Source organism: Carboxylicivirga marina (genome assembly GCF_016612505.1).
Taxonomy (GTDB): domain Bacteria; phylum Bacteroidota; class Bacteroidia; order Bacteroidales; family Marinilabiliaceae; genus Carboxylicivirga; species Carboxylicivirga marina.
Genome location: NZ_JAENRR010000001.1, coordinates 242,928 through 257,128, shown reverse-complemented (window position 1 = coordinate 257,128; position 14,201 = coordinate 242,928). Strand labels below are relative to the sequence as shown.

Genomic DNA, 14,201 nt, shown 5'->3' with positions numbered 1-14,201 from the left:
TTGATTGACACTGCCTCAAATTGATTGATCAATCTAATGAGTTGTTTTTTTTATATCGGTAATGCGGAGACCTTTACACCCCAAAAGCTCTATGTCATTAAAAAAAGAATTGTTCATACGGCTTGTTGATCAAGCCGCTTCAACAAGTAAAGTTTTCAGGTAATAAATTTTATATATAGCTAGTGAAGGCTTTTTCTTTCCTGTGGCTTGATTATTGTCATGATATGTAGTGTTTTACGATATGGATTGTGTGCTAGAATGGAATACTTGCATGTCGGTCCAATTTCAGCTTTCAAAAAAAATCTCCTTACTTAATCAATTAAGTAAGGAGATGGTTATTTGTTTTTATTATGCCTACTTCTTAGGATTTGTATGTGCTATTTTAGCTAAGTATTCCTCGTAATTAAAGCCTTTATAGTGTGGGCTTTCTTCGTTGTGGCATTTCTTGCAGACATCTTCAGTAGGGAGGATTAATCCTTTTGCCATCGAAGCTTCTCTGCTCTTCATAACTGTTGGGCTTTTATAGGCGCTACCTGGTCCATGGCATGATTCACATGAAACACCTTCTTCAACTTTAATGCCTGCATGTAAGCTAGCATCCACACTCATCGCTGTTGAGTGGCACTTCGCACATTTCGGGTCTTTCTGTTCTTCAGCACTTAGTAATTGCCATGCTTTCGAGTGGTTGGCTTCGGTCCATTTGGTGTACTGCTGACCTGTTGCTGGTTTGTTGTGACACATCTTACATTTAGCTGCACCAATGTATTTGTTTTGTGCATTTAATAAATTAGCGCCCAGTACAAGGCAGATTAGTAGTAATAGTCGTTGAATATTCATCCTATACTGTTTAGATTAAATTAGTTTCTTAATATTTTTTGCGTGTCTAAAATAGGTAACAAATACGGAAGAGTTATTAAAAAAGTTTGCGTTAGTTTGTAATTTACATTGTTTATAAATAACTCACGTGTGTTATGGTTGTACTAAAATATATTGTTGCTGTAATGTTTTTAGTCGGCTCTTGCCAGTTGTTTCTGGGGCAGGAGCAGGTTGAGATAATTGATGAGAGCTCGGGATTTATTGAGTATGTAGAGGTGATACCTGAGTGTCAGGTAACGAAAGAGTTCAAGTTTAGTTTTAAATCACTCTTGCACTTACTTACAGGAAAAGAGCCACAAAGATTATATAGGCCTGTTTCTGTTTTTCTTGACAAAAATCAGCAGTTAAAAGTCTTAGATCAAAGTTATCAAGGGATAATCAGATATGCAGAGGGAGAGTTTAAGCCCTGGAAGGTCAAATCTAAAATAGCATTGACATCATTGGTTGATATGTGCCAGTATCCTGATGAGGCTGTTCTAATGACTGATTCATACCATAATCAAGTGTTTCTATATAATGAAAAAGATCGCCTGCTTAAGGTTTTTTCTGATACCATATTAAATAAGCCAACTGGTATTGTTTGTGATGTTGACAGGGAGTTGGTATATGTTTCAGAAACGGGAGCGCACCGAATTGCAGTCTTCGATTTTGAAGGGAATTTGATAAAAAGAATTGGGTGTAGAGGATTGGGTGATTTACAATTTAATTACCCGACCTTTCTGGATGTAGATAAGGATGGAGTTTTGTATGTAGTCGATTCTATGAATTTTCGCATTCAGCAAATTTCGCCCGGGGGAGTCTTTATCAGCTCTTTTGGCGAAAATGGGGATGCCACAGGTAGTTTTGCCAGACCCAAGGGAATAGCTCTGGATTCTTATGGGCATATATATGTGGCAGATGCTCTGTTTAATGCTGTTCAGGTATTTGATAAGAATGGAGACTTGTTATATTATTTCGGGAATAAAGGAACCGACATTGGAGAGTTTATGATGCCTATGGGAGTTTATATAACAGATATGAATCGAATTTACGTAACAGATTATTTAAACGCCCGAATACAGGTTTATCAACTTAATAATGAATTAATAAAGAGTTTAGTCTTTAATTAGAATAAATCTAAATGTTAATGAAAGTGAATCTTTGTTGTTTTATTTCAAGTATAAAAATATGGTAAAGTGTACATTTATCGGGGTAAATGAATGGATTTAATTGATGAATAGACTGATTTTGTTGATGGGGCTTGTTTTGGTGTCTTATTGTGTTAGTGCTCAAATAACTAACACAAGGCATAATTTATCAGTAAATGGTAAAGGCTTAAAGGCGGGATCAAGTCAATCGATGTGTGAATTTTGTCATACGCCACATTCCTCAAGGCGACAAGCACCCAAATGGGGAAATGTTGGAAAGCGTTATTTAATGTATGACCAGTCAGTCAGCTCTACCTCGGATATCAAGGTGGATCCATCTCGCCAGCCTGATGGGGCATCGCTGTTGTGTCTAACCTGTCACGATGGTACAGTAGCGCCAAGTAGTGGTGCATCGAAAGGAGCAAACACGGGACTTGCTGTACCAGTATATGGAAGGGCTAATTTAGGAACAGATCTGACAGATGATCATCCGATATCATTTGTTTATGATGCTGCATTTGCTGCTATCGATGGTCAATTAAAAACAAGTCCTGAACATCCTGTGGTGTTAGATGGCGAAGACAAAGTGCAATGTACCTCATGTCACGACCCACATAACGATGAATACTCTAATTTCCTAGTGGCAACGAATCAGTTCTCAGAGTTGTGTTTGAAATGTCACGATCGTGATTATTGGACAACATCAAGTCATGCCACTTCTAATGCCAACTGGAATGGATCGGGTGAAAATCCATGGACACATGTGGAAACACCATTCGCCAGTGTGGCAGAAAATGCTTGTGCCAATTGTCATCAGACTCATTCAGCCAAAGGAAAAGCTCAGCTACAAAAAAGCATACTCGAGGAAAAAAATTGTCTGGATTGTCACAATGGAAATGTAGCTCCGGCAGAAAAAAATATAGAGCTGCAAATGCAGAAACAATACAGGCACAATGTGTATGCTTATAATGGTGTGCATGATCCCAGAGAGGAGACCTTGTTGAGCCTGTCTAAAAAGCACGTGGAGTGTCAGGACTGTCATAATCCGCATGCTGTAAATAATCAACCTGCTCAAGCGCCCGAGGTGAATGGTCAAATTTCTGGTGTGCAAGGGATTGATCAGGCAGGAAATGTGGTGAGTAGTATTGCTTATGAATATGAGTTGTGTTTCCGATGTCACTCTGAAAATCCAATGGCAGGAGCAGTAACCAGCCGACAGGTAGAGCAGACCAATACCAGGATGGAGTTCTCTCCTTCGGCAGTGTCCTTTCATCCGGTGGCTGAAAAGGGTAAAAATACTTATGTACCTGGCCTGTTAAATAATCTGACAGAATCAGATATGATTTATTGTACTGATTGTCATGCCAGTGATGGTGACGACTCTCCGGCAGGACCACATGGTTCCATCTATCCGCAGATTTTAAAGTATCAATATTTAAAAGGAGATGAAGTGATAGAGTCATCAAAGGCTTATGAATTGTGCTATTCATGTCATTCAAGAAACATGTTTGTGACGGAGGCGGGTGATGGTGTGCAGCAAAAAGTGCACTATAACCATGTGGTAAAAAATAATATTTCGTGTAATGTGTGCCATGATCCGCACGGAATAAGCGAAATGCAAGGTGGAGATATTAATCATTCTCACCTTATTAATTTTGATTTAAATGTAGTAAGTCCCAGAGCAAATGGTGATTTGCATTTTACCGATCAGGGGTATCGAAGTGGGAGCTGCAATGTAATGTGTCATGGCAAGGATCATGATAATATAGGGTACTAAGTGATTGTGTGGGTAGGAACAAAAACATGTATAAATAAAAAGGTATTGAAGTGGTTGAATATTTGTTTTTGATGATATTATGATTGAAAAGTTAGATAAAAGACTGAATAAATTTTCATTCCGGGTTAAAATTACCATTCCTTTAATATTGATTATTGGGACTTTGTCGTATGTGTCTTTTCGTCTTTATACCAAGTATATACAGCAAGAGATTTATGAAAATGTAGAGCATCATGTATCCACCTCTATTGAATTGCTTCAAGAGCCTTATTTGTATACCATTAAACAGTATAGCGGCAGTATTATTAAAACTTTGATGGATGATATGGAAGATAATGAGCATGTTATGGATGTGTCATTATTGAGACCGGAGGAGTTCATAGATTGTGGAGACGAAATAATTGTAGTAGATAGTGTTTTTAATCGTTTTGAATCACTTCAGGCTCACTCCAATATTTGTGTAGAATCTTATTATGATTTGAAGGAGCCATTTTCAAGGATGGTGATTAAGTTAGATAACAGCCCTTCTTGTGTTGAGTGTCACCTTCAGAGTATTAAGACACTTGGGTATATAGCTATTGATTATTCTTTATCTGAGGCAGAGGAGAGTTTGTTCGTTGTTCAGCGCTTTAGTATTTTCTTTACAGTATTGATGATTGGGGTGATTGTGTTGATTGTCATTTTTATGCATTATAAATTTGTTCGAACCTCTTTGGTTTCTTTTCATCGTCTGATGAAGGGTGTCAATAATGGTGATTTAACACAGCGCCTGGCGATTCCTAAAAGTAAGGAGTTGGGTGAATTAGGGGCTAATTTCAATGAGATGCTGGATAACTTTCAGAATACCCAAAATGAATTATTACAGATGCATAAGAATGAGCTTCGTACGACACGTAGACTTGCCACTTTGGGCGAGATGTCGGCGCGCTTGGCTCATGAAATTCGGAACCCATTAACTGGTATTGCTAATGCTATTGAGGTGATTGTGAATGATGAGACATCATGCGGGGGGAATAAGCAAATTTTGGAAGAGATACAGCGGCAGACGGTCCGCGTTAATGGTGCGATAACAAATCTGCTCAAATATTCAAGGGAAAGTGAGGTGCGTTTAAAAGAGAATGATATAAATGAATTGATAAAGTCAATCGTTTTTTTTCTGAGTAATCAAAAACGTGACAACCAAGTTGATTTTAAATTAGACTTAGGAGATGACATTCCTTTATTGCTCTTTGATTATGATCAGTTGGAAAATGTATTGACTAATTTGGGGATAAATGCTACGCAGGCCATTGAATCGACGGGTGAGGTTGTTTATAGTACGCGATACGATAGTGTTGCGGGTAAATTAAAAATAAAAGTATTGGATACAGGAAAAGGGATACCCGAGGATGTCATTGCTAAAGTGTTCAATCCTTTTTATACTACGCGTTCCAAAGGGACTGGCCTGGGCTTGGCGATAGCTAAAGAGATAATCAACAAGCACGGTGGTAAAATAAGTGTAAAAAATAACAAGGGCTTGGGTTGTACATTTATCATCACCCTTCTATTTAATGAAATCGCAGCGAACTAAAAAAGCAATATTTAATGAAATCATTGAGGGTATTGGTAATTGATGACGAGAAACTGATCCGCTGGTCTTTTGAAAAACAGTTGGAGAGTAAAGGTTATGAAGTTATAAGTGCTGAGAGTGCAGAAGAGGGATTGGAGCTTTTTAAGAGGAAAGGGGCTGATTTGATTTTTCTGGATAATCATATGTCGGGGATGTTCGGTATTGAACTGATTCCTTTGCTGCGTGCTGTTGATGAGTCGGTTGGTATTGTTTTTATGACGGCCTTTGGAACCATTGATATGGCCGTTGAGGCCATGAAAGGTGGAGCTTCGGAGTATGTAAGTAAACCTTTTAATTTTGATGAGATCAATGTGATTATTGATGGTTTCAAAAAGAAGTTGAGTCTGGATAATGAGTTGCAGGTTTTTCGTCGTCAGCAAAAAGAGGAGTTTACCTTTCAGAATATAATTCATGCATCTCCAAAGATTACGGAGATAATTACGATCTCAAAAAAGCTTGCGCAAACCGATGCAACATCGATTTTAATTCTAGGCGAAAGTGGTACCGGAAAAGATGTGTTTGCCCGTTCTATTCATAATGAAAGTAAAAGGAAGGATAAGCCCTTTGTGACGATTGTGTGTTCGTCGCTGCCCGATGCTTTACTGGAGAGTGAACTCTATGGGCATGAAAAAGGGGCCTTCACAGGCGCAGTCGCCATGAAGAAGGGTTTGTTTGAAATTGCAGAAGGGGGAACCGTTTTTCTGGATGAGATTGGAGAAATCAATCAGGAAGTGCAGGTGAAGTTGCTTAATGTGCTGGAGAATCGAATGGTTCGGCGAGTTGGAGGGAGTCGTGATATTCAAATTGATGTGAGAATTATAGCTGCCACTAATCGCAACTTAAAAGAGGCGGTTGAAAAGAAGACATTTAGGAAGGATTTGTATTACCGTTTGAAAGTTTTTCAATTTTCATTGCCTCCATTGAAGGAGCGCCCTGAGGATGTGCCTGTATTATTGGAATATTTTCTCATGTTCTTTAATCAGCAATTCTCAAAAAAAATACAGGGGATTGATGAGGAAGCAAAGGAGTTGCTTGTAAATTATAATTGGCCTGGTAACGTTCGTGAGTTAAGGAATGTTGCAGAAAGGGCGGTGATACTCGAAAGTGGGGAGGTGTTAAAGAAGGATTGCTTGCCAATGGAAATAAGGCAGGAAGAATTAGTGTCAGAGCCTGAATGGGGGGCTGGCTTGTCAGAATATAGTGTGCTTGTTGATTTAAATAAGGGGCCAATATCACTGGATGATATGGAGAAGGAGGTGCTTCAAAAGGCATTGTTAATGACCAATCGTAACCAAACAAAAGCCTCTAAATTATTAGGTATTTCACGTGATACACTGCGCTATAAAAAGAAGAAATATAAAATATAACCCATGTGGGTTAAATCACCCGATGAAAGTGGGGTATATGACTCACTTGTACTGAATGTTACATTGATTAGTGAGTTGATTGGTATAAAGATAAGTATAGAATATTCTTTAGAATGAATAAAGATAATTAAGTGTCAGATATAGTGGTGTATGTATTCTTTGGTATAATATATGTTGGGTGTATGGGGTTATTAATTTTAATATAAATATTATGAAAAAAATTTTAATCGCTTTAGTAATGTGCCTCGGAGTAGCACAGTTAAGTACAGCTCAGATTGCCGGTACAGGACACAATTTTTCCGCTGAAACGTGGAATGAAAGTGGTACAGGAGAGATATGTAAGCCTTGCCACACTCCTCACGGTGGTGACAATGCAGATGCTCCTTTATGGAATCACGCTGTTCGTGCTAATACAGGTTTTACAATGTATTCTTCAGGTACTTTCCAAGGTAGTACTTCAGCTCCAGGAGGGATATCTTTAAAATGTCTGAGTTGCCATGATGGAACATCTAATCTTGATGCACATGGTGGATCTGCAGGTACGACTAACATGAATACGGAGTATACTGGAGCTAATACTATAGTAGGTGTTGATTTATCTAATGATCACCCTGTTTCATTTATTTATGATGTTGACCTTGCAACTGCAGATGGAGGTTTAAAGGATCCAGAATCAGAAATTAGCTCATTTGGGACAAATACCATCGAGGTAGATTTTCTTTTTGGTGCAAATGGCTCAAGAACTGTTGAATGTGCTTCATGTCACGATCCTCATGGTGTTGCCGGTGTTCCTAGTTTATTGAGAGTTAGTAATGCAGGCAGTGCGTTGTGTCTGGAGTGCCACAATAAATAATTATTATTGCATAATGTAAATTCTATTAGGGCAAATGCTTATTTGCCCTAATTATTTTCCCTTTTGTCTAGAAGTTATGTTGAAATTTGTTTTTTATTCCGTAATTGCTTTGTTTTTCATGTTTAATTCAGGGTGTTCTGTGCTTAATAAGAATGAGATTGCTAAAGAAGAATCATTTTTAGTTTTTCCACTACCTCCTGATACTGCAAGAATACAGTTTCTAAATAAAATAACTTCTGAAGAAGATTTAAAACCCGTAAAACAATCTTTTTTCTATAAATACATTACAGGGGAAGAAGTCGAAATTAAGGAATTAAGAAATCCGTATGGTATAACCGTTAAGAAAAATTATGTTTATATCACTGATATAGCGCTCAAGTCTTTGGTTGTTATGAACTTATCATCTGGTCGTTTTGAGTATTTTAAACCGCAAGGTGAAGCGTCGCTTAATTTACCAATAAACTGTGAAGTAGATCATCGGGGCCATATATTTATAGTAGATAATGGAACAGGAGAGGTTAAAATATTTGATAGTGAAAAAAAGTATATAGGTAGAATCAAAAATGATGATCTAAAACCTTTTGATATTTGTACTACAGAGGATAACTTGTTTATAACCAATCTGGAAAAACATACTATTGATGTATATGAAAATTCATATCCTTTTAATAAGTTGTATTCATTCCCTGATGTAGAAGAGGGTGATGATAGTTATCTGTACCAGCCCAAGAGTATTTCTGTTTTAGACGATAAAATTTATGTGAGTGACTGGGGTGATTTTAAAACCAAAGTTTATTCAGTGGAAGGAAAATATATCAGGTCTGTGGGCAAACAGGGATTAAACTTCGGGTCCTTTGCCAGACCAAAGGGTATAGGAGTTGACTACGAAGGAAATATTTTTGCAGTTGATGCCGCCTTTCAAAATGTTCAATTATTTAATGAAGAGGGGCAATTATTGATGTTTTTTGGAGGGGGAGGCTATCAGGGGCCTGGTTATCTGTATATGCCTTCCGGTATTTATATTGATAATACCAATAATGAATATTTCGAAAAGTTTCTTGCACCTGGCTATAAGTTATTATATCTGATATTTGTAACCAACCAACACGGCCCTGATAAGGTATCTGTGTACGCAAGGGTAGAAAAGATATAATTCCTAATGAATAGGTGGATGCTACGATTGACCTTTATAATTTTATGCATTTTTTGTGTAGTGGGATGTTCGACAGAGAAGCATTATAAGACTCTTTCATTTTTTTTTGATGGTGTTCCTAAACCAGGCAGTCAGGGTCAAGGCGAAAAGGTAATAAGGGATTTTAGTTATAACGAATCTGTTCTTGCAGCGGCCCGGGAGAGGCACAATCAGATTATTCAACACGCTCCATATCAGGAAAGGAGTTGTGATATTTGTCATATCCCCCAAAGCATGGGAGACCTTAGACAGGAAATGCCAGGCCTTTGTTACCAGTGCCATGAGGATTTTAATGATCGATACAAATATATTCATGGACCTGTATCTGCTGGTTATTGCACATCGTGTCATCATGCTCATAATTCTCGTAATAGTAATTTACTTTTAAGAGAAGGGCAATTGCTATGCTATCATTGTCATGAGCAGAAAATGGTTATGAATAATGAAGTTCATGCTGACATAGGGAATTATAACTGTACAGAGTGTCATAATCCACATGGTGGTGAAGATCCTTTTATGTTTCATTAGTATAAATATTAACTTGAAGTCTTCTTTTTACATATATTTAGTATTATTATTATTATTGTTCGTTTCAATTCAGGTAAGTGGAAGGGAAATGAAGCTGGGAAACAAGTTCTGGAATGTCCTTTCCTATGAAGGTTTGGTATCCTTAGAGAGTTTGTATGGATTCAAGTATCAAAATTATCAATTTGAAAATGTTAAAACCAGCCAGTCTTTCATTACAGGTGCCTTAGGGTATAAATCAAAAAATTACATTTTGCATCCTAATCTTATTAAGTTAAATATAGATTTATATTATGACCTTAAAACTGGAGAAAGTGATTATATTCAATTTCCTGATCAAAGTGAGGTTAGAGATTTGAAAAAGGTTTATATTAATGCAAGTATCTTTGATACAAGACCTGTTTCTCTTTTGATGTATACTAACAGAAGTCGGGTAGTACATAATCGTGAAGACCTGACCGATATATATTTAAACAATAAAATTAACGGAGCAATTTTAAGAGTCAGAAATTCATTCGCACCGTTTTCTTTTACTGCTGAAAAATCTGTTAATATTCAGGAAGAAATTCAGTCAAAACGAACCTATAATTATGAGAATATTTTATATCAGATTAAAAGCAGTACAAATATTTCTGATAGAAATAATAGTTACATAGATGTTTCTTATAAAAGTAAAACACAAACAAGTAATATTTTTGGTAAAATATATAACAATATTTTTGACGCAAATTTTCGAAATCAACTTGCTTTTGATGCAGATAGAAAGTACACATTAAATACATTTATTAGAGATTTTTCACATGAACAGAATGGAATTCAAAGTTCCAATTTTTTAATTCAAGAGAATGCCTTTTTAAAGTTGCCGTATAGTTTTACACTTAATACAAATTATAATTTCAGGAATAGTACAACAGCAGGTAATAAAATATCATCTAATCAAATAATAGGACGTTTAAGCCATCAGCTATTCTTGAGTCTTGGCTCTCAGGTTTTTATGGACTACCTTAAGTCAACTCAGCCTGCGATGTGCCAAAATGTTTTTGCGGTAGGTGGTAAAATTGATTATCAAAAAAATATTCCTTTTGGTAAATTATTTCTGGGTGGTGGCTTGTCGCAACGAAATGTATCAACAGATTCCAAAGGTCTTAGCAGAAATGTTTACGATGAGCAGCATGAAATTTCGGATGGTACAATAACTATGTTGAATGAACCATTTGTTGATGTTAATTCCATTATTGTTACTGATATAACAAATACTGTATTTTATGAACCAAATCTGGATTATATAATTCATGAGAGAGGTGACTATATCGAAATTCAAAGGGTGCCAGGAGGTTTAATGGCAAACAATAGTCTCATCTATGTTGATTATTCGTCTATCCAGTTAGGATCTAATAGCTATACTCTTAATACTGGTTTGTTCTCGGCGCAGCTATTTTTATTTAATTCTTTTCTAAACCTTTATTATAAGTCTTCAATAAATGAATACAACGATATTTATAATGTAAATCCTGCAACTTTAAATTATCTGACACAAAATATTTATGGTGTCAGGGTTAAAACAGGTATAATCAATGCAGGAGTTGAGTATGAAGAACACTTAAGTAGGTTGTTCCCCTATTATATGACGAGGTATTTTTTCAATTTGAATAGCAGGTATAAAAAAATAATCTTTTCAGGTAACTGTTCTTATCAGTTAGCTGACTATTTTGATGCAAACGAGTATCGTAATTTTTATAGTTTCTCAAGTTCAGTTTCATATCGAATTAATCAATATTCCGGTTTAAATTTCAATGCTTTTTATAATAAGCAGGATGGAAGCAATATTTATATAGAAATGTTAAGGTTAAAGTGTGAGTATGATTTGAATATTCGGAGATTAAAAGGTAAGCTCAGTATTGAGTATTATGATCAGATATATTATGAAACTAAGCTTAATTTATTTCGTTTATCATTAAAACTAATTAGGAGATTTTAATAATAAATTATTATGAGAGTATTTGCAATTTGTTTTATGAGTATACTGTTTTTCAGGGGGGCGCTTTTTGCCCAGACAGCTTCCTCAGAACAGTCATGTGCTGATTGCCATCAGACTCTCATAGATAAAAGTTTTAAGCACGGTGCCTTGGAAGATAACGCCTGTGATAATTGCCATTTGGGGAATGGTGAGAGTCATCCACAAACTGGCGTCGTCGGGTTTCAATTAATGGATAAAGTACCTGACCTTTGTTTTTACTGTCATGAAGAGAACAATACCCACACTAATGTTCACTATCCCGTTCAGGAAGGCGAATGTAATACCTGCCATGATGTGCATTCAGCCAATCATGCTTCTTTGTTGATTGATAACCCGGTAGGCAATGTATGTGTCATGTGCCACGATTTGGAGTTAAGCAATAAATCTGTTCAGCATTACCCAGCTGCCGAAGGAGAGTGCAGCACATGTCATGATCCCCATTCCTCTGATGAAACCTATTTTCTAAAGCAAACACCTTCTAAGCTTTGTTTTGAATGTCATGATGCTGACATGATGAATAAAACAAATCAGCATTATCCCGCTGCAGAAGGAGAATGCAGTACCTGCCATAACCCGCATGCCTCCAATGAATCTTATTTACTGCAGCAATCACCAACAACTTTATGTGCTGACTGCCACGATCTGGAAATGGCCGATAAAGCATCCCAACATTATCCAGCAGCAGAGGGAGAGTGTAGTATGTGTCACGACCCACATGCAGCAGACCAGCCATTCTTTTTGAAACAAGAGAAAAAGAACCTTTGTTTTGAGTGTCATGATGATATTAAGCAACAAAATGACTTGGCGGTCATTCATTACCCCTTTGATGATGATTGTGGAAATTGCCATCAGCCCCATGCTTCAGAACAAGCTGCTTTACTGACAGCGAATGTACCCGCATTATGTTTGAATTGTCATGACTTCAATTCTAAAACTCACCGGCATTATCCTGCAGCGGAAGGAGAATGTTTAACTTGCCATTCACCACATGCATCGGCTCATAACAGCCTTTTACTTGAGCCCAAAGCCTCCAACCTATGTTTAACCTGTCACGAACAGGAAATCCCGGATTCAGATAAGGTTCATTATCCGGTTAAGGAGGGGCAATGTAGTTCGTGTCATGATCCGCACGAGTCGGATCATCCATATTTCATAAAAAAGGAAAAGAAGCAATTGTGTTTTTCTTGTCATGAGGATATAAAAATACAATCAGAAACGGCCTACCAGCATTACCCGTTTGATGATGACTGTGCCAACTGTCATGGAACGCATAATGCACCAAATACTAAGTTATTAATTGAAGAGAATAAAGCTCTGTGTTATACCTGTCATGATGAAATGTACAGTCGGGTTGAGAGTGACGGACATGTGCACTGGCCAGTGATTAATAAAGAAGGGTGTGTGGCTTGCCATTCGCCCCATGCTTCTGATCAGCCATACTTTCTGATTAAGGATAATAAGGAAGTTTGTCTGAATTGTCACAACAGGACCAAGAGAAAGGATGGGCGCATTGTTGAAGCAATGAGCAAGAAACTTAAAAATAGTAAAACAGTACATGCTGCCCTTGAGATGGATGGTTGTGTGACTTGTCACGATCCGCATACCGCTAAAACCGGTCAGTTTGTAAAAGAAGTATTTCCTGAATCGGAATATACACCGGCTGTAGCCGATAGTTTTGCATTATGCTTTTCTTGCCACGATGCGGCTCTGATCGAAAATAAAATTACCTCTGATGCCACTGAATTCAGGGAAGGAAAGGTGAATCTTCACTACCTGCATATTAATGATAATAAGGGACGCTCCTGTGCTATTTGTCATGATGTACATGCCTCAGATAATGAGCACTTAATAGCGCATGATTTTGTATTTGGTCAGGAAGTGATGGCTATGCGCTATCAGCATGATTCAGATGGAGGGGCGTGCTATCCGGGCTGTCATGCAAAAAAAGACTATGATAGAGAACGCGAAAAGCTACCTGAAAATTCAACATCCGAATTACTTGCTTTATTGTATCAACAGTCAAGAGGAGGTAGGGAAGTCGATTTAGGTAAAGATGTACATCTGGCAACTAGTAATAAGGAGCAGTCGCAGCCGTTGAATCAAAAAGAGGCTGATGAAATAGGGATAAAGGATAGAGAAAGGCTTATTACAAGTGAAAGTACTAAGGAAAATAGAAGTAATGTGTATAGGGCATCAAAAGAGAATAGGTTATCACTTAAAATTATAGCTTACAAAGGAGATGGAACAAAAGAAGAACAGCCGGTTTCCATATACAAACCTGATGCTAACAGAAGGAACACTTTAGTGAGCCCCGAAAGTACTTCTGCCTTGTTAATAGAAAGTGAACAGCAGACTGATAAGTCAATTGATTTTATTACAAGAGAGATAGTTGGAGATAGTAGTGAATTGATTAGTTTTATGGAGTATTATAATTTAATTTTTACACATTCTAAATCATCAGTGTATAATGGGGAAGAAGATCGTCTTGATGAATTGGCCGTTAAACTACTTAGCGGATCGGTGTTGCAAAATAATCCATATACAGCAAAAGGAAAATCCTCTAAAGTTATTGTTGATAATGCTGGTAGTGTAGCAAGTATTGAGTACAGTAATACTTTGTATCAAATGACTCAAATAGCAACTCAACATATGGATGAAAAAGAACAGAAGCAATTATATGAAATGATAATGACTAAGCCGGAGTTAATGAAACAGCTTACAAAAGAATTTAAAGCAGTTGAAAGGACAGGGTTTAATGGAAATGGCTCATTAGAATACTATCGTATCACTCAGGCCTATTTGAAAAAACACAATAGTGAACAAGGACTTGCAGGATAAAGGAGAGGAGATCTTCGTTT

The 14,201-nt window shown here is 37.0% G+C and carries 10 protein-coding genes; 9 read left to right on the top strand and 1 reads right to left on the bottom strand.

Translation table 11 applies throughout. The annotated features are described in order from the left end of the window. Positions 1-354 precede the first annotated feature (354 nt). The gene (locus JIV24_RS00950; RefSeq protein ID WP_200463113.1) at positions 355-837 is read right to left on the bottom strand and encodes a multiheme c-type cytochrome; all 483 of its coding nucleotides are present in this window, start codon (positions 835-837) and stop codon (positions 355-357) included. 134 nt (positions 838-971) lie between these two features. Here JIV24_RS00950 and JIV24_RS00945 point away from each other — a divergent pair, with 134 nt between their 5' ends. From JIV24_RS00945 to JIV24_RS00905, 9 genes are all read left to right on the top strand, one after another. Further along, positions 972-1,985: an NHL repeat-containing protein gene (locus JIV24_RS00945; RefSeq protein ID WP_200463112.1), complete on the top strand. Its 1,014-nt coding sequence runs from the start codon at positions 972-974 to the stop codon at positions 1,983-1,985. 103 nt (positions 1,986-2,088) lie between these two features. Continuing rightward, the gene (locus JIV24_RS00940) at positions 2,089-3,780 is read left to right on the top strand and encodes a cytochrome c3 family protein (RefSeq protein WP_200463111.1); all 1,692 of its coding nucleotides are present in this window, start codon (positions 2,089-2,091) and stop codon (positions 3,778-3,780) included. A gap of 79 nt (positions 3,781-3,859) precedes the next feature. Then, positions 3,860-5,350, top strand: coding sequence for a sensor histidine kinase (locus JIV24_RS00935; RefSeq protein WP_200463110.1), 1,491 nt, complete (start codon positions 3,860-3,862; stop codon positions 5,348-5,350). A gap of 14 nt (positions 5,351-5,364) precedes the next feature. Then, positions 5,365-6,756: a sigma-54-dependent transcriptional regulator gene (locus JIV24_RS00930; RefSeq protein ID WP_200463109.1), complete on the top strand. Its 1,392-nt coding sequence runs from the start codon at positions 5,365-5,367 to the stop codon at positions 6,754-6,756. Positions 6,757-6,994: 238 nt separating this feature from the next. Then, positions 6,995-7,609, top strand: a complete 615-nt coding sequence (locus JIV24_RS00925; RefSeq protein ID WP_200463108.1) for a cytochrome c3 family protein — start codon at positions 6,995-6,997, stop codon at positions 7,607-7,609. A gap of 139 nt (positions 7,610-7,748) precedes the next feature. Next, positions 7,749-8,762, top strand: a complete 1,014-nt coding sequence (locus JIV24_RS00920) for a 6-bladed beta-propeller (RefSeq protein ID WP_200463107.1) — start codon at positions 7,749-7,751, stop codon at positions 8,760-8,762. Between the two features lie 6 nt (positions 8,763-8,768). Next, a complete protein-coding gene (locus tag JIV24_RS22570) occupies positions 8,769-9,329 on the top strand; it encodes a cytochrome c3 family protein (protein ID WP_317193943.1) in 561 nt (186 codons plus the stop codon). 88 nt (positions 9,330-9,417) lie between these two features. Further along, positions 9,418-11,304: a hypothetical protein gene (locus tag JIV24_RS00910; protein ID WP_200463105.1), complete on the top strand. Its 1,887-nt coding sequence runs from the start codon at positions 9,418-9,420 to the stop codon at positions 11,302-11,304. A gap of 12 nt (positions 11,305-11,316) precedes the next feature. Next, positions 11,317-14,181 carry a cytochrome c3 family protein gene (locus tag JIV24_RS00905; RefSeq protein WP_200463104.1) on the top strand — a complete coding sequence of 955 codons (2,865 nt, stop codon included), beginning with the start codon at positions 11,317-11,319 and terminating at the stop codon, positions 14,179-14,181. Positions 14,182-14,201: the final 20 nt, after the last annotated feature.

Coding starts and splice junctions, on each gene's coding strand:
- JIV24_RS00950 (WP_200463113.1), bottom strand. CDS start 837: ATGAATATTCAACGACTATTACTACTAATCTGCCTTGTACTGGGCGCT.
- JIV24_RS00945 (WP_200463112.1), top strand. CDS start 972: ATGGTTGTACTAAAATATATTGTTGCTGTAATGTTTTTAGTCGGCTCT.
- JIV24_RS00940 (WP_200463111.1), top strand. CDS start 2,089: ATGAATAGACTGATTTTGTTGATGGGGCTTGTTTTGGTGTCTTATTGT.
- JIV24_RS00935 (WP_200463110.1), top strand. CDS start 3,860: ATGATTGAAAAGTTAGATAAAAGACTGAATAAATTTTCATTCCGGGTT.
- JIV24_RS00930 (WP_200463109.1), top strand. CDS start 5,365: ATGAAATCATTGAGGGTATTGGTAATTGATGACGAGAAACTGATCCGC.
- JIV24_RS00925 (WP_200463108.1), top strand. CDS start 6,995: ATGTGCCTCGGAGTAGCACAGTTAAGTACAGCTCAGATTGCCGGTACA.
- JIV24_RS22570 (WP_317193943.1), top strand. CDS start 8,769: ATGAATAGGTGGATGCTACGATTGACCTTTATAATTTTATGCATTTTT.
- JIV24_RS00910 (WP_200463105.1), top strand. CDS start 9,418: ATGAAGCTGGGAAACAAGTTCTGGAATGTCCTTTCCTATGAAGGTTTG.
- JIV24_RS00905 (WP_200463104.1), top strand. CDS start 11,317: ATGAGAGTATTTGCAATTTGTTTTATGAGTATACTGTTTTTCAGGGGG.